The sequence below is a fragment of the Cyanobium sp. Lug-B genome, from assembly GCF_024345635.1.
Taxonomy (GTDB): Bacteria; Cyanobacteriota; Cyanobacteriia; order PCC-6307; family Cyanobiaceae; genus Cyanobium; species Cyanobium minutissimum.
The window spans coordinates 1-17184 of the sequence record NZ_JAGQBM010000039.1 but is presented as its reverse complement, the minus strand read 5'-3'; the positions used below and the strand labels follow the sequence as shown (position 1 = coordinate 17184).

General features: G+C 72.3%; 18 protein-coding genes. 8 read left to right on the top strand and 10 right to left on the bottom strand.

Annotated features, from left to right (window positions below; genetic code table 11):
• Positions 1-23 precede the first annotated feature (23 nt).
• A complete protein-coding gene (locus KBY81_RS10535) occupies positions 24-989 on the top strand; it encodes a TraB/GumN family protein (RefSeq protein ID WP_254976449.1) in 966 nt (321 codons plus the stop codon).
• Here KBY81_RS10535 and KBY81_RS10530 read toward each other — a convergent pair.
• From KBY81_RS10530 to KBY81_RS10515, 4 genes are all read right to left on the bottom strand, one after another.
• Complete coding sequence (locus KBY81_RS10530; RefSeq protein WP_254976448.1) at positions 986-4129, bottom strand: efflux RND transporter permease subunit; 3144 nt, start codon at positions 4127-4129, stop codon at positions 986-988. The genes KBY81_RS10535 and KBY81_RS10530 overlap by 4 nt on opposite strands.
• A gap of 69 nt (positions 4130-4198) precedes the next feature.
• Positions 4199-4420, bottom strand: a complete 222-nt coding sequence (locus tag KBY81_RS10525; RefSeq protein WP_015110915.1) for a DUF3136 domain-containing protein — start codon at positions 4418-4420, stop codon at positions 4199-4201.
• Between the two features lie 43 nt (positions 4421-4463).
• Positions 4464-6029: a bifunctional orotidine-5'-phosphate decarboxylase/orotate phosphoribosyltransferase gene (locus KBY81_RS10520; protein WP_106221443.1), complete on the bottom strand. Its 1566-nt coding sequence runs from the start codon at positions 6027-6029 to the stop codon at positions 4464-4466.
• Positions 6030-6127: 98 nt separating this feature from the next.
• Complete coding sequence (locus tag KBY81_RS10515; protein WP_254976447.1) at positions 6128-7858, bottom strand: NAD-dependent malic enzyme; 1731 nt, start codon at positions 7856-7858, stop codon at positions 6128-6130.
• A gap of 161 nt (positions 7859-8019) precedes the next feature.
• Here KBY81_RS10515 and KBY81_RS10510 point away from each other — a divergent pair, with 161 nt between their 5' ends.
• From KBY81_RS10510 to KBY81_RS10500, 3 genes are read left to right on the top strand one after another with little or no spacing between them, the layout of a single operon-like run.
• Positions 8020-8835, top strand: a complete 816-nt coding sequence (locus tag KBY81_RS10510; protein ID WP_254976446.1) for a fumarylacetoacetate hydrolase family protein — start codon at positions 8020-8022, stop codon at positions 8833-8835.
• A 34-nt stretch (positions 8836-8869) separates the two neighbouring features.
• Positions 8870-9130, top strand: coding sequence for a TIGR02450 family Trp-rich protein (locus KBY81_RS10505; protein ID WP_254970680.1), 261 nt, complete (start codon positions 8870-8872; stop codon positions 9128-9130).
• Positions 9127-9357: a hypothetical protein gene (locus tag KBY81_RS10500; RefSeq protein WP_254976445.1), complete on the top strand. Its 231-nt coding sequence runs from the start codon at positions 9127-9129 to the stop codon at positions 9355-9357. Before KBY81_RS10505 ends, KBY81_RS10500 begins: the two co-directional genes overlap by 4 nt.
• 18 nt (positions 9358-9375) lie before the next feature.
• Here KBY81_RS10500 and KBY81_RS10495 read toward each other — a convergent pair whose 3' ends face one another.
• The 3 genes from KBY81_RS10495 to KBY81_RS10485 all read right to left on the bottom strand — a co-directional run bounded on the left by KBY81_RS10495 (position 9376) and on the right by KBY81_RS10485 (position 10762).
• The gene (locus KBY81_RS10495) at positions 9376-9912 is read right to left on the bottom strand and encodes a L,D-transpeptidase (protein ID WP_254976444.1); all 537 of its coding nucleotides are present in this window, start codon (positions 9910-9912) and stop codon (positions 9376-9378) included.
• A gap of 77 nt (positions 9913-9989) precedes the next feature.
• Positions 9990-10265, bottom strand: a complete 276-nt coding sequence (locus KBY81_RS10490) for a cell division protein SepF (protein WP_106221433.1) — start codon at positions 10263-10265, stop codon at positions 9990-9992.
• A 68-nt stretch (positions 10266-10333) separates the two neighbouring features.
• Positions 10334-10762 (bottom strand): RidA family protein, encoded by a 429-nt coding sequence (locus KBY81_RS10485; RefSeq protein ID WP_254970684.1) that lies wholly within the window; start codon positions 10760-10762, stop codon positions 10334-10336.
• 29 nt (positions 10763-10791) lie between these two features.
• Here KBY81_RS10485 and KBY81_RS10480 point away from each other — a divergent pair, with 29 nt between their 5' ends.
• Positions 10792-11976, top strand: a complete 1185-nt coding sequence (locus KBY81_RS10480) for an ABC transporter ATP-binding protein (protein ID WP_219904244.1) — start codon at positions 10792-10794, stop codon at positions 11974-11976.
• 69 nt (positions 11977-12045) lie between these two features.
• Here KBY81_RS10480 and gloB read toward each other — a convergent pair whose 3' ends face one another.
• Positions 12046-12828 (bottom strand): hydroxyacylglutathione hydrolase, encoded by a 783-nt coding sequence (gene gloB / locus KBY81_RS10475; RefSeq protein ID WP_219904242.1) that lies wholly within the window; start codon positions 12826-12828, stop codon positions 12046-12048.
• A 29-nt stretch (positions 12829-12857) separates the two neighbouring features.
• Between gloB and hisG the strand changes: the two genes are divergently transcribed.
• Both hisG and KBY81_RS10465 read left to right on the top strand, forming a co-directional pair.
• The gene (gene hisG, locus KBY81_RS10470) at positions 12858-13538 is read left to right on the top strand and encodes an ATP phosphoribosyltransferase (protein ID WP_254970695.1); all 681 of its coding nucleotides are present in this window, start codon (positions 12858-12860) and stop codon (positions 13536-13538) included.
• A complete protein-coding gene (locus KBY81_RS10465; RefSeq protein ID WP_106221428.1) occupies positions 13535-15334 on the top strand; it encodes an ABC transporter ATP-binding protein in 1800 nt (599 codons plus the stop codon). The genes hisG and KBY81_RS10465 overlap by 4 nt, the downstream gene beginning before the upstream one ends.
• On the opposite strand, the gene KBY81_RS10460 is transcribed toward KBY81_RS10465, so the two are convergent.
• Complete coding sequence (locus KBY81_RS10460) at positions 15286-16077, bottom strand: alpha/beta fold hydrolase (protein ID WP_254970698.1); 792 nt, start codon at positions 16075-16077, stop codon at positions 15286-15288. The genes KBY81_RS10465 and KBY81_RS10460 overlap by 49 nt on opposite strands.
• 154 nt (positions 16078-16231) lie before the next feature.
• Between KBY81_RS10460 and KBY81_RS10455 the strand changes: the two genes are divergently transcribed.
• Complete coding sequence (locus tag KBY81_RS10455) at positions 16232-16702, top strand: GNAT family N-acetyltransferase (RefSeq protein ID WP_094584889.1); 471 nt, start codon at positions 16232-16234, stop codon at positions 16700-16702.
• On the opposite strand, the gene KBY81_RS10450 is transcribed toward KBY81_RS10455, so the two are convergent.
• Positions 16645-17184, bottom strand: a 540-nt coding sequence (locus tag KBY81_RS10450) for a glycosyltransferase (RefSeq protein WP_254976443.1), incomplete at its 5' end; no start/stop codon positions are given. The two genes, KBY81_RS10455 and KBY81_RS10450, sit on opposite strands and share 58 nt — an antisense overlap.

The following is a 17184-nucleotide window of genomic DNA, read 5'->3' as shown; positions in this document are numbered from 1 at the left end:
AGGCTCCGTGGATGCCGCCACCGATGCCGCCTCCCCTGCGCCCGTCGAGGCTCCGGTCGGTGCGGCGCCGTGCCCTGGCCCTGGCGGCCCTCATCCTGGCTGCCGTTCCCGGGTTGGCGGCCATGCCAGAGGGGGCGGCCATGCCAGCGGGGGCGGCGGAGGTCGGCACCCTCTGGAGGCTGCGGGACGGCGCCGGCACCGTCTTCATCGCCGGCTCCCTGCACCAGCTGCGCCGCGACCGGGCCGGGCTCCCTGCGTCCTACGGCCTGGCCTACGGGGAGGCGGAGCGGCTGGCCATGGAGCTCGACATGGACGCCCTCAGCCCGGCGGCCCTGGCCGGTGAGCTGGTGGCGCGGGCCATTGATCCCGACGGCCGCTCCCTGCGCGATGGCCTGCCGCCGGCCACCTGGCGGACCCTGCAGCCGCGCCTGGCGGGCCTGGGCCTGCCCGAGGCGGCGATCGATCGTTTCGAGCCCTGGGCCCTGGCCCTGCTGCTCGCCTCCGCTGCGTTCCTGCAGCAGGGCTACAGCCCCGGCAGCGGGGTGGAGGGCCAGCTCCAGGCCAGGGCCGCCGCCGACCGTAAACCCATCGACGGCCTGGAGACCCCGGCCGAGCAGTTCGAGCTGTTCGACGGGCTGCCCCGGACCGACCAGGTGCAACTGCTGGAGGTGACCCTGAAGGAGCTGGACGGCCTCGGCCCCCGGCTGGACGCCCTCGAGGGGGCCTGGCGGGCCGGTGACCTGCCCCGTCTCGAGGCCCTGCTGCTCGACGACTACCGCCAGCGTCCCGATCTCCTCGAGCGGCTGGTGGTCCGGCGCAACATGGCCTGGGTGGCTCCGGTGCGGGGGTTCCTGCGGCGCCCCAACGACACCCTGGTGGTGGTGGGGCTGATGCACCTGCTGGGGGACCGGGGGCTGATCGCCCTGCTGAGGCGGCAGGGGCTGAAGCCGGAGCGCTTCGTGGATGGGGGGTGGCGACCGGAGCCCTAGGCCTGTTCGGCCTGGCGGCCATGGCCGCCGCCCAGACTGAGCTCCCATCCCTTGACGATCCGGTAGAGGGTGGGCACCAGGAACAGGGTGAGGACGGTCGCCACCAGCAGCCCGAAGAACACCACTGTGCCGATGCTGATGCGGCTGGCCGACCCGGCGCCGGTGGCGAACAGCAGGGGCAGGAAGCCCGCCAGGGAGGAGAAGGCGGTGAGCAGGATCGGCCGCAGACGGGCGACGGCGGCGCCGTGGACGGCCTCATCGAGGGGCATCCCCTCCGCCAGCCGCTGGTTGGCGAATTCGACGATCAGGATGGCGTTCTTCGCCGCCAGGGCCACCAGCACCAGGAGGCCCATCTGGCCGTAGACGTCCAGGGGCAGGCCCCGCAGGGCCAGACCCAGCACCCCGCCGAGCACCCCCATCGGCACCGTCGCCAGGATGATGAAGGGATCGGCGAAGTTCTCGTAGAGGCCGGCCAGGACCAGGAGCATCACCAGCACCGCCAGGGCGAACACCTGCAGATTGCCGCCTCCGGACCTGGCCTCCTCCCGGGCCAGACCCGCCCATTCCAGGTCGGTGGCCGTGCTGGCCCGGTCGCGCTGCAGCTGCTCCAGCAGGGCGATGGCCTGGCCGCTGCTCACCCCCGGGCCCGGCTGGGCCCGGATGCTGATCGAGCGCACCAGGCGGGTGTGGTTGATCGTCGTGGGGCCGGTGCCGGCTTCCACCTGCACGATCTGGGCCAGGGGGATCAGCTGGCCGGTGCGGTTGCGCACCTGCAGGGCCAGCACGTCATCGGCATCCCGCCGGGCCTCGCCCTCGAGCTGGACGATCACCTTGCGCACCTGGTCGCCTTCGAAGCTGTCGTTGACGTAGTCGCTGCCGAAGCTGGCCCCGAGCACGCTCACCAGTTCATCGAGATCGACCTGGAGCGAGGCCATGCGCAGCCGGTCGGGGATGAGCCGCAGCAGGGGGGCGTCGGCACTGAAGCGGGTGCCCACCTGCTCGAAGGCGCCCGTCTGCCGGGCCGCGGCGATGAAGGCCTCCGCCTCCTGCTGGAACTCGCCGAGGCTGAGGCGGCCGCCGCTGGTGTCGAGCAGGTCGAACTCCAGGCCGCTCTCACTGCTGAAGCCCCGCACGGTGGGGGATTCGCTGACGATCACCGTGGCATCGCTGATCCTCTGGCGCAGGCGCCGGTTCAGCCGTTCGGCCACCGCGGCGGCGCTCTGGTCGGCCCCGGGGCGCTCCTCGATCGGCTTGAGCCGCAGAAAGAAGATCCCCTTGTTGGGGGAACTGTCGCCGAAGGAGCGGCCGGCATAGAAGTTGGCGAAGCGGATCAGGGGCTCCTGGTCCATCACCTCCCGCACCTGCTCCATCACCTGCTGGGTGCGGGGCAGGGCGATGCCGTCCTGGAGCAGCACCACACCCCGCAGCTGGCCGCTGTCCTCCTGGGGGATGAAGGCCTTGGGCCGCTGCTCGAACGCCAGGCCCGTCAGCAGCAGACCGACCAGCAGGCCGGCCACCACGCGACGCCGCCAGCCCAGAACGCGGCTGAGCAGTCGGTCGTAGGGGCGCTCCAGACGCTCGAGGGCCCGGCGGGGCGGATCGATCCAGCGCAGCAGCCAGGCCGGCTCCCGGCGATCGGCATGGAGCAGCCGGCTGGCGGCCACCGGGGTGAAGGTGAGGGCGTTGAAGGTGGAGAACACGATCGTGCCGCCGATCGTCAGGGCGATGGGGGCGTAGAGACGGCCCAGGCTGCCCCCCAGGGTGAGCACCGGCAGGAACACCACGATCAGTACCAGGGAGGTGGCGATCACGGCGCCCCCCAGTTCCGCCATGGCTTCGCGGGCGGCCTCCAGGGGCGGGCGACCGTTCTCCAGACGGCGGCCGATGTCCTCGCTGACCACGATGGCGTCGTCCACCACCAGTCCGCTGGCCAGCACCATGCCGAACAGGGTGAGGGTGTTGATCGAATCGCCACTGAGCCGGAGCACGGCCAGTGAACCGATCAGGGCCACCGGCACCGCCGAGGCGCTGATCAGGGCCAGGCGGCTGTTCCCCAGCCCCAGCAGCAGCACCAGGAACACCAGCAGCACCGCCTCCCGCAGGCTCGCCGTGGTCCGGTCGATGCTGGTGCGGATCGAGGCCGCCTCGTCGACGATCACCTGGAGATCCACCCCCGGCGGAAAGCGGGGCCCCAGCTCCTTGAGGGCCTGGTCAATGCCCTGGCTCACCTCCAGGGCGTTGCTGCCGTCCCGCTGGAAGATCCCCACGGCCACCGCCGTCTTGCCGCCCAGGTCGGTGGCGATCGATTCGTAGTTCTCGCTGCCCAGGCTGACCCGGCCCACATCCTTCAGCAGGGTGACGCCCCCGTTGGCGCTGCGGTCGACCACCAGGGACTCGAACTCCTGGGCGGTGCGCAGCCGTCCCTCCATGCGCAGCGGCAGGGTGACGAGCTGGTCGTCGGGGGAGGGGGCCACCCCGGCCTGGCCGAGGGCGGCCAGCACGTTCTGCTCTTCGAGGGCATCACGCACCTCGCTGATGGTCAGATTGCGCTCCTCCAGGCGCAGCGGATCCAGCCACAGCCGGAAGGCGAGCGAACTGCCTCCGAACAGCCGCACCTCGCCGACGCCGGGCACCCGCTGCAGCCGGTCGCGGATCACCTGGTCTACCCAGCCGCTCAGGAAGGTGTCGTCGTAACGGTCCCGGCTGGCACTGAAGCTCAGCACCATCAGCAGGTCATCGGAGGTGCGCCGCACCTGCACCCCGAAGCGCGCCACCTGGGCGGGCAGCTGGCGGCTCACCACCGCCGCCTCGTTCTGGGTGTTGATCTGGTTGATCTCGGGGTTGCCGCCCTCGAAGCCGAGGGAGATGCTGCTGCCGTTGGCCGAGCTGGTGGAACGGATCGAATCCAGCCGCTCCAGGCCGTTGAACTGTTTCTCCAGCAGCGTGGTCACCCCCTGCTCGACCACCTCCGGACTGGCGCCCGGGTAGCTGGCGCTCACCGACACCCGCCCCGGGGCGATCGGAGGCAGGTTCTCGACCTTGAGGCCGGGCAGGCTGATCAGGCCGCCGAGGAGCACCAGCAGGCTCAGCACCAGCGTCAGCACGGGCCGGCGCAGGAAGGGGTCGGAGATCGACTTCACGGAAACGCCTGGGTGGGCACCGACCCTGATCGCCGACTGATCCTGGCAGGAGCGGGGGGCGCCCCGCGATCAGCGCAGGTCGCGCTTCAGAACGGCATAGAGGTAGTCCGGCGACTTGTAGCGGCTCGGCAGGCAGATGTGCAGTTGCTCCAGCCGGCTCCAGCAGACCGTGCGCTGGATCGCCTCCATCGTCCGGCCCTCCTTGAGCAGCAGCCGCATCGCCTTGCAGTACAGGGAGTATTTCGCCTCAAGCTCGCCGATCGTGGGGGGCTGACCCTGGACCTGGGGCATGGCGGAAGGGGGCACCCGGGTTTTGCAGGGGTGCCCGGCCACTCTACGAGCTGGCCAGTATCCCCTCGACGCCTGGGGTCCGGGCCGGAGGGCCATGGCCGAGGGTGGCGGCCTGGTCATCGCTGAGCCGCCCGGCCGCATGCAGCACGGCGGTGATGCGGGCGATGTCAAGCACGGCATGGCAGCGGTAGCCCGCCCGGGTGAGCCGCTGGCGGGCGCTGGTGTCGGCCCGGCCGCCGTGGTCGATGAACACCACCACGTCCTCCACCTCCAGGCCGGAGCTTTCCAGCTTGGCGATTCCCTCGAGCACGCTGGTGCCGGTGATCAGGATGTCGTCCACCACCACCACCCGGTCGCCCTCCTCGAAATCGCCTTCGATCAGGCGGCGGGCCCCGTGGGCCTTCACCTCCTTGCGGGGGTAGAGCAGGGGCTTGTGCAGCTGCAGCGACAGCCCGGTGGCGGTGGGCAGGGAGCCGTAGGGGATGCCGGCGATGCGGTCGAAGACCAGTTCGCCGAGCTGGCCGGCGTAGGCATGCAGCACCCGGTGGAAGAGGTTGGGATCGGAAATGATCTGGCGCAGGTCCACGTAGTAGTTGAAGACGGCGCCGGAGGCCTGCACGTAGTCGCCGAACAGCAGGCAGCCGATGTCGAACAGATCGAGGATCAGGCTGGCCATGGGGTCGCCGGAGCCCTCGCCGTCCGCCCCGGCCCCGGCCCCGGTCCCGGCGCTGCCGTCCGGGCGACGCTCCGGCAGCCACAGGCTGCAGGTCTCGCCCTGGTCCGGTGCCCGCCCCTCCAGCCAGCGGTCACGGCGCTCACTGATCCGCTGCTTGAGGGCGGCGGCGCGAACGGCGATGTCGTCCTCCACCAGCAGGTTCTGGGGCAGGGGCATCAGCAGCCCGTCGGCGGCCGGACTCAACCCGGCCTCCAGCAGAGCGTCGAGGCGATCCTCCTCGCCCCAGAGGCTGCGCAGGATCAGGAACCGTTCCGGGGCCTCCTGGCGCACCCGGGCCAGGATCGCCGGGTCACTGGTGCCCACCTCCAGCAGCAGCTGGTCGGGGGTGGCCCAGAGCTGGCATTCCCGCACGATGCGCAGGTAGAGGGGATCGCTCTCGTCGGGGTGGTGCTGCAGCACCCGGGCGGCGGCGTTGGAACTGTGGCAGGTGATCACCACCGCCTTGTCGGGATACAGCAGGAACGGCGCGGCGATGTCCTGGCCGGCCAGGGGGGAGAGGGTGACGCCATCGGCGCCGAGTTCACGGAACAGGTAGTGGGCCAGCGCCGAAGAGCTGTTCAGGTCCCCGTGCTTGGTGTCGATGATCAGGGGGATGTCGAGCGGCACCAGCTCCCGCACCTCCCGCAGCAGTTCCAGTCCCACCGGGCCGAGGGCCTGGTAGAAGCCCAGGCTGGGCTTGTAGGCGCAGACGTGGTCGGCGGTGGCCTCCACCACCGCCTTGATCCAGTGGCGGGCCTGGGAGAGAAACGAGCGGCCGCCCATGCCGCGGCGATGGGCCCAGGCCTGCAGCATCTCCGGGTTGGGATCGAGGCCGGTGACCAGCAGCGACTGACGGGCGGCGATGGCGTCGGTGAGCTGGACGAAGAAGCCCATCGCGCAGGGGGTTGGTGCCCAAGGTGCTAGGGCGAGGGCCGGCGCCTGCGCGAGGGGGTGACACAGGACTTATTGATCCCCCTGCCCCAGCAACGGCCTCAACCCTGCAGTTCGGCGTACGCGGGGCTCCAGCGGCAGGCGTCCAGGCGCGCGAGGGCGGCCTCGGGGGTGGCGGCCCGGCGGGCCAGTCCCTCCCGCACCGCCTGGATCGCCACCGCCTCGGCCACGGCCCGCGACACCGCCTGGACGGCCGCCAGGGGTGGCATCAGGGGGGCGTCGGGATCGGTCGCGGCCGGGATCACCCCAGCCAGCGCCTCGATGCTGGCGTCGATCATGGCGTCACTCACCTCCGCGGCGCCCACCGCCACGGCGCCGTAGCCCAGGCCCGGGAACACGAAGCAGTTGTTGCACTGGCCGATCACCCGTTGGATCGCCTGGCCGTCGCTGCCGGTGGTGTCCACCGGCGGGAAGGGGCTGCCGGTGGCCACCAGGGCCCGGCCCCGGCTCCAGCGCAGCAGGTCCTCCGGGGTGATCTCCGCCAGGGGCGTGGGATTGGAGAGGGGCAGGACGATCGGCCGCCCGCCGTCGGCGCAGAGGGCCTCCACCACCGCCTGATCGAAGGCCCCGGCGGCGGTGGAGGTGCCGATCAGCACCCCCGGCCGCACCGCCTCGATCACCGCCAGCAGGCCCGGTCCCGAGCCATCGGCAGGGGCCCCCTCCCCGAACCGTGCCGCCAGCGCCTCCGGTCCCTTGGCGAACGGCCGGGCGCCGCCGGAAAGGCCCGGGGTCCCGGTGTGGATCAGCCCGTCGCGGTCGATCAGCCAGAGGCGGTCGGCGGCTTCGGCGGCCGCGAGCCCCTGGCGCTGCAGCAGGCGATGGAGCCGTTCGGCGATGCCGCAGCCGGCGCTGCCCGCCCCGAAGATGACGATCTGCTGGTCGGCCAGGCGTTGCCCCAGGCCCCGCAGGCCAGCCAGGATCGCCGCCGCGGCCACGCTGCTGGTGCCCTGGATGTCGTCGTTGAAGCTCGGCACCCGGTGCCGGTAGGCCTCCAGCACGGGGCGGGCATGGGCGGCGCCGAAGTCCTCCCAGTGCACCAGGGCGCCGGGGCAGACCGTCTGCACCGCGGCGATGAAGCGGTCGAGGAAGGCGGTGTAGGCCTCCCCCTGCAGGCGGGGCCGGCGCAGGCCGGGGTAGCAGGGGTCGGCCAGCAGTTCGGGCCGGTCGGTGCCCACGTCGAGCATCACCGGCAGGCCCCGGGCCGGATCGAGACCGGCGCAGAGGGTGTAGACCGCCAGCTTCCCCTGGCAGATCTGGATGCCCCCCACCCCCTGGTCGCCGATGCCGAGGATCCCCTGGGCGTCGGTGACCAGGAGCAGGTCCGGCGTCTGGCCGGAGGTGCCCCCGCAGGCCTGGGCCAGCAGCTCCTCGAGCTGCTCCTGCTGCGGTGCAGCCAGGTAGATCCCCTGGCTGGGGCTGCGGTAGGTGTGGCTGAAGTGCTGGATCGCCTGCCCCACCGTGGGGGTGTAGACGATCGGCATGGCCAGCTCGATGTGGTCGGCGAGAAAGCGGTGGAAGAGGGTGACGTTCCGCTCCCTGAGGGTCTGGAGATAGGCGTAGCGCTCCAGGTCGCTGCCCATGGCGTGGAAGGCCAGGCGGCAGCGCTCCACCTGGGCCTCGATGGTCTCCACCTGCCAGGGGAGGAGGGCCTCCAGCCCCAGCTCCCGCCGCTCCGCCCGACTGAAGGCGGTGCCCTTGTTGAGCAGCGGATCATTGAGCAGCTCGGCGCCCCGGAGGGTGGTGCTCCGCTGGCGACGGGGTTCGGCGACCACGGCGTGCTCCTGGTTCCGCTGGTGCCCCCATCATCCACGGGCTGCCGGGCGAGAGTGGGCACAGCGGGAGCCGCGAGGCCCTCAGGCGCCCTCGTCAGATCCTCCAGGCAGCCCCCCTGCAGCTCCCCTGCAGCTCCCAGTGACGCCGCCATGAAGCCCCTATGAAGATCGTGCGCTACGAGGATCCGGCCGGCGCCATCCAGCTCGCCTGCCGCCATCCCGACGGCAGCCTGGAGCGCCTGGCGGGCGACCTGTTCGGCGCCCTGGAGCCCACGGGCGAGCCGGCCGCGGCGGGCAGGATCCTGGCCCCCCTGGAGCCGCGCGCGATTCTCTGCATCGGCCTCAACTACCGCCGCCATGCCGCCGAGACCGGCGCCGCGATCCCCACCTGGCCGGTGCTGTTCATGAAGGTGCCGGGGGCGGTGCAGCATCCGGAGGCGCCCATCACCCTGCCCATCACCCTGGCCAGCCACCAGGTGGACTACGAGGGGGAGCTGGCGGTGGTGATCGGCCGCACCTGCCGCAACGTGCCCCGCTCCGAGGCCCTGGGGGTGGTGCTGGGCTACACCTGCGCCAATGACGTCAGCGCCCGCGACTGGCAGAAGCAGCCCCAGCTCGGCGGCGGCCAGTGGTGCCGCGGCAAGAGCTTTGACACCTTCGCACCCCTGGGCCCCTGCCTGGTGACCGCCGCGGCGATCCCCGATCCCCAGGCCCTCAGCCTCCAGACCCGCCTCAACGGCCAGACGGTGCAGGCGGCCAGCACCGCCGACATGATCTTCACCGTGGCGGAGATCATCGAATTCCTGAGCGCCAGCACCACCCTGCCCGCCGGCACCGTGATCCTCACCGGCACCCCCAGCGGCGTCGGCATGGCGGCCGATCCTCCCCGGTGGCTGCGCCGCGGCGATACGGTCGAGGTGGAGATCGAAGGCATTGGCGTGCTGCGCAATCCGGTGCTGGAGGAGTCCACCCCATAGCCGGTCCGCTGAGGGCCGCTGCCCTCCCCGCCCGATGAAGCTCTCTGCCGCCTGGACCTGCCAGCCCGCCAGGGCCGCCGGCTGCGGCGGCTATCGCCACTTCGCCCTGCTGGGCCAGCGGGGCCGGGGCCGGGAGCGCACCGTGGAGCTCCAGGCCGTGCTGGACCCGGGCTACCGGCTGCTGGTGCCCCAGCGGGAGCTGCGCGACCGCGCCGCCTGGCTGCCGGGCTGGCAGCGCCTGCCCCGCCAGGAGGAACCGTCCGTAAACTTCGGCATCTCCACCGTCGACCTGTGACCTTCAACGGAACCCTGGAGGAACTCCAGTCGCTGCTCGAGGGACTGGGCTGTTCCGGTCATTGGGTGCACGAGGGGGCCTTTGAGATGCTCGTCATCGAGGACGGTGAATCGAACCTGCGCCTCAACTGGTGGCCCGGCACCGGCACCCTGTTGCTGGTGGGGGATCCGGCCCAGCGCGGCGAGCTGGAGGGGCGGTTGAAGGAGGCCCTGGCCGCACGCGCCTGAGCGCCTTCCCCCACCGGCTCAGTCCTTGACCACCAGCTCCGTGGTGCCGCTGCGGCGCAGCAGGTCGCCCAGCACCAGCAGGTCGTTGCCGTGGATCAGGCCGATGCAGCCGTCGGTGCCGCTGCTCCTCCCTCGGCCGGCGCTGGGGTCGTGGTGGATCCCCAGGCCGCGGCGGTCGGTGGGGAAAGCGGGCTCCAGGCCGATCCAGAGGAACCGGCCGAGCTCCACATCATCGGTGGGTGCGACGGGGGTGATCTCGGTGACGGCGTAGCGGCCCCGCGGCAACGGGGCCTTGCTGCCAAGGCGATGGCGGTCGCCCTCCTGGCGCCGCATCCGGCCCACCAGGGCCTCGTAGGCCCGCGGCGGCTGGCCCGGGAGCAGCAGCCGCAGTTCCCAGATCGGATCGCCGGTGACGGGCAGCTGGCGGTCGGTGCGGACCAGCACCATCCGGCCGCCGACGGCCACCACCGCCTGGGCGGAGGGGGCGGGAGCGGCCAGGACCAGGCCCAGGGCCCAGGCGAGCACCAGCGGGACCTGGCCGAAGGAGCGCTTCATGGACAGCACGGGACCAGCGCCCGTGTTACCTCCCAGGCACGGGTGCCACAAGGGTGGGGGTGCCGGTCGCCGCAGGATCAGGCCCGTTCGTCCCCGTCCCGGCTGATCGTCACCAGCGCCGGTGCGAACAGAAACACCGTGTCCCCCAGCCGCTCCGACTGACCGTCCAGGGCGAAGACACCGCCGGAGACGAAATCGATGGTGCGCTGGGCCTCCTCCGGTGCCATGGCACTGAGGTGCAGCACAACGGTCTTGAACTGCTGCACCGCCAGCACCGCCTCCACGGCCTCCTCGAAGCGGCCTGGTGTCATCACCACCACCTCGTGAAACCAGGTGCCGAACGGGGTCTCCATCGTTACAGGTTGCCGCAGTCCGTCCCCCCCAGCCAGCGGAACGGCGTGAGCCTCCGGTGAGAACCGGCTCAGGGGACGAGGGCGATGGCGTCGATCTCCACCCGGGCGCCCCTGGGCAGGGCCGCCACCTGCACACAGGCGCGGGCCGGAGCGACGCCCTCGCTGAACAGACCGGCGTAGAGGGCGTTCACCCGGGCGAAATCGCCGAGGTCGGCCAGATACACCGTGGTGCGCACCACATGGTCCGGGCGGCAGCCGGCGGCCGCCAGCACCGCCTGGAGGTTGCTCAGCACCTGGCGGGTCTCGGCCTCCACGTCGCCCTCTCCCACCAGCACCCCGCTCACCGGGTCGAGGGCGATCTGGCCGGAGCAGTACAGGACCCCGCCGGCGAGCACGGCCTGGTTGTAGGGGCCGACCGGGGCGGGGGCGGCCGTGGTGTTGACCGGATGAGACAGGGGGCTGTGCCTTTGGTCACCTCCGCCGGCGCTGGAACTCATGACGGGTAAAAATGCGGGACTGGGATCTTATGGCCTACTCCAACACCATCACCACGCCGTCCACCGCAACCGCCACGGCCTGCACCCCCGGGGACGTGGCCGGGCCCGGCGCCCATGTGCGCATCGAGGACCTCTGGTACCGCTACCCGGGCCGGGACGTCGCCTCCTGGACCCTCCAGGGGATCGACCTCGTCCTCGGGGCCGGCGAGCTGGTGGGTCTGCTGGGCCCCTCCGGTTGCGGCAAGACCACCCTGCTGCGGCTCATCGCCGGCTTCGAGCGTCCCGGCCGCGGCCGCATCAGCATCGGTGGCCAGCCGGTGGCGGGTCCCGATCGCCTGTTGCCCCCCGAGCGGCGGGGCGTCGGCATGGTCTTCCAGGATGATGCCCTCTTCCCCCATCTCGATGCCTGGCGCAACGCCTGTTTCGGCCTGCGTCGCGGCCAGGACACCGCCCGGGTGGCCTGGCTGCTCGACCTGCTGGGTCTGGGCGGGCTGGAGCGCCGCTACCCCCACGAGCTCTCCGGCGGCCAGCGTCAGCGCCTGGCGATGGCCCGTGCCCTGGCGCCGTCGCCCTCGGTGGTGCTGCTCGATGAACCCTTCTCCAATCTGGATGTGGAGGTGCGGCTGCGGCTGCGCAGCGAGTTGCCCGCCGTGCTGGCCCGCTGCGGCGCCAGTGGCCTGATGGTGACCCATGACCCGGAGGAGGCCCTGGCGATCTGCGACCGGGTGGGGGTGCTTCGCGACGGTGTGCTGCACCAGTGCGCTCCGCCGCGGCAGCTGGTCGACCAGCCCGCCACCGCCTTCGTCGGCCAGTTCGTGCTCCAGTCCAACCTGTTGCCGGCCCGCTGGCGGGGCCGGCGGCTGCAGACCGCCCTCGGCGAGCTCGAGCCCCTCTCCGGCGGCGACGCGGGCTCCGGGGGATCGGAGGCCGTTGAGGTGATGGTCCGCCCCCAGGCCCTGGAATTCCTGCCTGATGAGGAAGGAGCCGCCTGGATCACCGGCCGGGAGTTCCTCGGCCGCGAATGGCTCTATCAGGTGCAGCTCGGGGAGCAGCGGCTGCGCTGGCGGGCCCCCCTCGAGGCCGACCATCCCCATGGCCGCCGCGGCCGGCTGCGGTTCCGCTCCGGCGAGTCGGCGCTGCTGTTTCCCGGGGGCCGGCCCCTGGTGACCCTGCCGCCGGGGCGTCACGGGGAAGGCTTCAGCTCCCCGGACTGACCCCGGGATCGGCCGTCCCTGTCCTGCCACTGCTGCAGGGCCGGCCCGTGGCCGCCCACGCCGTCGTGCTCATCCTGTCCAGTCATTTTTGCTGCGGCGCAGGGCCGCCAGTTGTTCCGGATCCGCCGCCCGCACGAACAGGTTGGTGCGGCGTTCCTCGCCGATGCTGCTGGGGATCGTGGGCCCGGCCTGGGCGCGGGTGAGCCGCACCGCGGCCAGCCGTTCGGCGATGGCTCCGTCCCCCGGCCGCTGGGCGGCCGCCCAGCGCAGGTTCCCCTCGGTGTACTCATGGGCGCACCACACCCTGGTCGTCTCCGGCAGGGCCGCCAGCCGCTGCAGGGAGCGGTGCATCTGCTCGGGGGTTCCTTCGAACAGCCGGCCGCAGCCGGCGGCGAACAGGGTGTCGCCGCAGAACAGCTCCCCCTGCAGGGGCAGGTGGAAGGCGATGTGGGCGCGGGTGTGGCCCGGCACCGCCAGCACCTCCACCGGCTGGCCCAGCAGGGTGAAGCGATCCCCGTCCGCCACCCCCCGGGTCTGGAACGGGATCCGCTCCCGGTCGTCGCGGGCCGCCACCACCGCGGCCCCGGGCCATTCCCGCAGCAGGGCGGGGGTGCCGCCGATGTGATCGCTGTGGTGGTGGGTGTGCAGCACGGCCACCAGCTCCAGCTGCCGCTGTCGCAGCCAGGCGATCGCCGGGTCCGCCACCGCCGGATCCACCAGCGCCGCCCGCCGGCCGTCGTGGAGCACGAACAGGTAGTTGTCCCGCAGCACGGGCAGCAGCGCCACCTGCAGGGGCTCCGGTCGTGACACCGGGGCTCCGGCTTCGGCGGTGGCTTCGGCGGGATCCGGCATCGTTACAGTCCAGGTTGCTGCTGGCTTCCATGATCACCGCCAACCAGCGGACCCCGATCACCGTCGCCCTGGCCAAGGGCGCCCTGCTGAAGGATTCGGTGCGCCGCTTCCAGGAGGCCGGCCTGGACTTCTCCGCCCTGCTGGAGGAGGACAACCGTCTGCTGATGGTGCCCAGCCGCTGCGGAACGGCCCGTGCCCTGCTCGTGCGCAACGCCGACGTGCCGGTCTATGTGGCCTACGGCCAGGCCCAGCTCGGGGTGGTGGGGTACGACGTGCTGCGGGAGCACCAGCTGCCGGTGGCCCAGCTGGTGGATCTGGGCTTCGGCGGCTGCCGCATGGCGGTGGCGGTGAAGGCGAGCAGCGGCTACCGCCGGGCCGCTGACCTGCCGGCCCACTGCCGGGTGGCGAGCAAGTTCACCCGCTGCGCCGAAGCCTTCTTCGAGCAGCTGGATCTGCCGGTGGAGCTGATCCATCTCACCGGGTCGGTGGAGCTCGGTCCGATCACGGGCATGTCCGAGGCGATCGTCGATCTGGTGGCCACTGGCCGCACCCTGCGGGACAACGGACTGGTGGCGATCGAGGATCTGTTCAGCAGCACCGCCCGCCTGATCGGCCATCCCCTGGCCCTGCGCCTCGATGACGGCGCTCTCCAGGGTCTGGTGGAGCGGGTCGCCACCGCCCACCGGCTCGCCCCGGTGCCGTCCCCATGAGCAGTCTCGACGGCCAGCGGCTGCGGCGCCTGCTGCCCTACCTCGGCCGGGACCGCAAGCGTCTGCTGCTGTCCCTGCTGCTGCTCATCCCCCTGGCCCTGGCGGCCTCGGTGCAGCCGCTGCTGGTGGGCCAGGTGATCTCCAAGCTCCGGGGCGAGGAGGTGCTGCCGTGGCTGGCCCCCTTGCCGGTGCCGACGGCCCTGCGGGTGCTGGTGGCGATGCTGCTGGCGGCGGTGCTGCTGCGCCTCTCCCTCCAGGGCACCCAGACCTACAACGTGCAGGTGGTGGGCCAGCGCCTCACCGCGCGCATCCGCGACGACCTGTTCCGCCATGCGATGGCCCTGTCGCTGCGCTTCCATGACCGCACGCCCGTGGGCAAGCTGCTCACCCGCCTCACCAGCGACGTCGACGCCCTGGCCGAGGTGTTCGGCAGCGGCGCGGTGGGGGTGCTCTCCGATCTGGTCACCCTGCTGGTGATCGGCCTCACCATGCTCTCGATTGAGTGGCGCCTGGGGCTGCTGCTGCTCGTCAGCCAGGTGCCCGTCACCCTCGGGGTGCTCTGGCTGCAGGGCCGCTACCGCAAGGCCAACTACCGGGTGCGCGAGGAGCTCGGCCAGCTCAACGCCGACCTGCAGGAGAACCTTCAGGGCCTGGAGGTGGTGCAGATGTTCCGCCGCGAGGCCGTCAACGGCCAGCGCTTCTCCCAGACCACCGACGCCTACCGCCGGGCGGTGACCGGCACGATCTTCTACGACAGCGCCATCTCCGCCTTCATCGAGTGGGTGGCCCTGGCGGCCGTCGCGCTGGTGCTGGCCCTCGGCGGCGCCATGGTCACGGGTGGGGCCATGGGCCTGGGCACCCTGACCACCTTCATCCTGTTCTCCCAGCGGGTGTTCGATCCCCTGCGCCAGCTGGCGGAGCGCTTCACCCAGATCCAGGGGGGCCTGACAGCGGTGGAGCGCATCGGCGAGCTGCTGGAGCAGCCGATCGAGATCGCCGACCTGCCCACCAGCCAGCGCAGCGCCGCCGCCATGGTGTCGGGTGCGGAACGCTTCAGCCCCGGCGAGGTGGAGTTCGAGAACGTCTCCTTCGCCTACCGCCCCGACGACCCGATCCTCACCGATCTCTCCTTCCGCATCGCCCCCGGCGAGCACGTGGCGATCGTGGGTCCCACCGGATCCGGCAAGACCACCGTGATCCGTCTCCTCTGCCGGCTGTACGAACCCCAGCAGGGAACCATCCGCCTCGACGGGGTCGACATCCGAGAGCTGCCGATCGCCACCCTGCGCCGGCGCCTGGGGGTGGTGCTGCAGGACACGTTCCTGTTCAGCGGCAACGTGGCGGACAACCTGCGCCTCGATGCCGCCATCAGCGATGCCGATCTGGAGCGTCTCTGCGGCGACCTCGGCCTCGGCCCCCTGCTGGCCCGGCTGGGGGATGGGCTGGCCTCCGAACTGCGGGAGCGGGGTGGCAACCTCTCCTCCGGCGAACGCCAGCTGCTGGCGGTGGCGCGGGTGGCGATCCGCGACCCGTCGGTGCTGGTGATGGACGAGGCCACGGCCTTCATGGATCCCTCCACCGAAGCCACCCTGCAGCGGGACCTGGACACCCTGCTCAGCGGCCGCACCGCCATCGTCATCGCCCACCGCCTGGCCACCGTCGAGGCGGCCGACCGCATCCTGGTGCTGCGCCGCGGCCGCCTGATCGAGGAGGGCAACCACCGGGAGCTCCGGGCCGTCGGCGGGCTCTACGCGCAGCTGGCGGAACTGCAGGAGAAGGGACTGGCCACGCTCTGAGGGCCGGTCGGCTGGGCCGGCAGGGCCAGGTCGTCCGCCAGCCAGGCGTCGATCAGGGCCGCCAGCTCGCGGGGCGTCTCGACCATCGGCAGGTGGCCCACCCCGGAGAGGATCACGAGCTGGTGGTCGGGGCTGTAGCCGGCCAGATGGCGCACGTAGCGGGGCTCCATCACCTGGTCGCGGCTGCCGGCGATCCAGAGGCTGGGCACCGAGAGAGCCGCAGCCAGCCTCGGCAGTTGCCGCACGGCCCCCCGGTTGGTGCTGCAGGCCAGCAGTCCCCGGGCGGCGCGGTCGTCGGCCAGCAGCGGGCTGCGGATCGCCCCCGTGCCGGGCAACCGGGCCAGCCAGGCCGGCCGCCAGCGCAGGAAGGCGGCCCCGCCCCGACGCACCCGGGCGAAGGGGCGGGGCTGGAACACTCCGCCCCCTGCGGCGATCTGCACCAGGCCCCGCAGCTGTCCCCCCAGCAGGGGCGCCGCATGGAGTGCCACGCTGCCCCCCAGGGAGTGGCCCAGCAGCACCACCGGTCGCCCGGCGGCCTCCCGCTGGACGGCCTCCGCCAGCCAGCGTCCGTAGCTGGCCAGGCTGGCCTGCAACCCCCGGGGCCGGTCGCTGGCGCCGAACCCGGGCAGATCGGGGCACCACAGCGTCCAGCGGGGTGCCAGTTCCTGCCGCAGCGGGTGCCACAGACGCCCCGCCAGCAACCAGCCGTGCACGCCCACCAGCAGGGGCGACACGGGCGTCACCGATGCCGGGGCCGCCTGGGTCCGATCGGAGTCGGTGGAAGGGACGCCCAGGAGGGTTGCCGCGTCAATCCCCCACCCTGCCGCAGTCCGGCCGGCATCCGCCAGGATCTTCAGAACGCGTAGCCCTCTCGCCGTGCCCGGGACCCTTCCTCTGATGACCGACCTCTACGGGCCCGGGCACCGCCTCTGCGCCTGCCCCAACCCCAGCCTGGAGCTGGTGCTCAGCCAGGCCCGGCCGATCGACCTGATCGAGCTGGAAGCGCTCTGTGATGCCGTGGGCTGGAGCCGCCGTCCGTTGCGGCGCGTGCGCAAGGCTCTCCAGCACAGCCTGCTCCAGGTGGGGCTCTGGCGCCATGACGCCCGCCTGCCGCGGCTGGTGGGCTTCGCACGCTGCACCGGTGACGGGGTGGTGGAGGCCACCGTCTGGGATGTGGCGGTCCATCCCCGCTACCAGGGGGCCGGCCTGGGCAAGGAGCTGATGGACTACGTGCTCGAGCAGCTGCGGGCCATGGGCATCGACCGGGTGAGCCTGTTCGCCGACCCCGACGTGGTGGGCTTCTATGCCGCTCAGGGCTGGGAGCTGGAGCCGCTGCAGCGCCGCTGCGCCTTCTGGTACGCCCCCTGAGGGGCGGGCCCGTAATAGCGGGCGGCCAGCTGCTCCTCCGGGGTGCCGCGGCGCCAGTCGCGGCGCAGGCGGGCATTGGCCAGCATCGTCTGCCACACCCCCAGCCGGCGCCAGCGGCGGCCGTTGACCCGCAGGGCCGGCGCCAGGAGGGCGATCCTGGCCAGGGGCCGCAGCCGCTGCAGGAACTCCAGGTCCTCCATCAGGGGCAGCGGGGCGATGCCACCGGCGGCATCGTGCAGGTGCCGGGCCAGCAGCAGCCCCTGGTCGCCGTAGGGCAGCTGGCGCCAGCGGCTGCGCAGTGCCACCGCCAGCTCCACCAGGCGCAGGGCCGGATCGTCACCGGCGATGCGCAGCCGGAAGGCCCAGGCGGTGGACGCCCCGCCGTCGATGGCGGCGGCCAGGGCCTCGGCCCATCCCGGCGGCAGGCGCACGTCCGCATGCAGCAGCAGCAGCCACGGGGCCGTGCTGCGGGCCACCCCGGC

What these genes read in the sequence shown, in the direction of transcription:
- KBY81_RS10525 (WP_015110915.1), bottom strand. Translation starts at nt 4,420, where the DNA reads ATGCCCCAGGTCCAGGGTCAGCCCCCCACGATCGGCGAGCTTGAGGCG.
- KBY81_RS10495 (WP_254976444.1), bottom strand. Translation starts at nt 9,912, where the DNA reads ATGAAGCGCTCCTTCGGCCAGGTCCCGCTGGTGCTCGCCTGGGCCCTG.
- KBY81_RS10490 (WP_106221433.1), bottom strand. Translation starts at nt 10,265, where the DNA reads ATGGAGACCCCGTTCGGCACCTGGTTTCACGAGGTGGTGGTGATGACA.
- hisG (WP_254970695.1), top strand. Translation starts at nt 12,858, where the DNA reads ATGATCACCGCCAACCAGCGGACCCCGATCACCGTCGCCCTGGCCAAG.
- gloB (WP_219904242.1), bottom strand. Translation starts at nt 12,828, where the DNA reads ATGCCGGATCCCGCCGAAGCCACCGCCGAAGCCGGAGCCCCGGTGTCA.
- KBY81_RS10480 (WP_219904244.1), top strand. Translation starts at nt 10,792, where the DNA reads ATGGCCTACTCCAACACCATCACCACGCCGTCCACCGCAACCGCCACG.
- KBY81_RS10520 (WP_106221443.1), bottom strand. Translation starts at nt 6,029, where the DNA reads ATGGGCTTCTTCGTCCAGCTCACCGACGCCATCGCCGCCCGTCAGTCG.
- KBY81_RS10505 (WP_254970680.1), top strand. Translation starts at nt 8,870, where the DNA reads ATGAAGCTCTCTGCCGCCTGGACCTGCCAGCCCGCCAGGGCCGCCGGC.
- KBY81_RS10455 (WP_094584889.1), top strand. Translation starts at nt 16,232, where the DNA reads ATGACCGACCTCTACGGGCCCGGGCACCGCCTCTGCGCCTGCCCCAAC.
- KBY81_RS10510 (WP_254976446.1), top strand. Translation starts at nt 8,020, where the DNA reads ATGAAGATCGTGCGCTACGAGGATCCGGCCGGCGCCATCCAGCTCGCC.
- KBY81_RS10465 (WP_106221428.1), top strand. Translation starts at nt 13,535, where the DNA reads ATGAGCAGTCTCGACGGCCAGCGGCTGCGGCGCCTGCTGCCCTACCTC.
- KBY81_RS10535 (WP_254976449.1), top strand. Translation starts at nt 24, where the DNA reads ATGCCGCCTCCCCTGCGCCCGTCGAGGCTCCGGTCGGTGCGGCGCCGT.
- KBY81_RS10485 (WP_254970684.1), bottom strand. Translation starts at nt 10,762, where the DNA reads ATGAGTTCCAGCGCCGGCGGAGGTGACCAAAGGCACAGCCCCCTGTCT.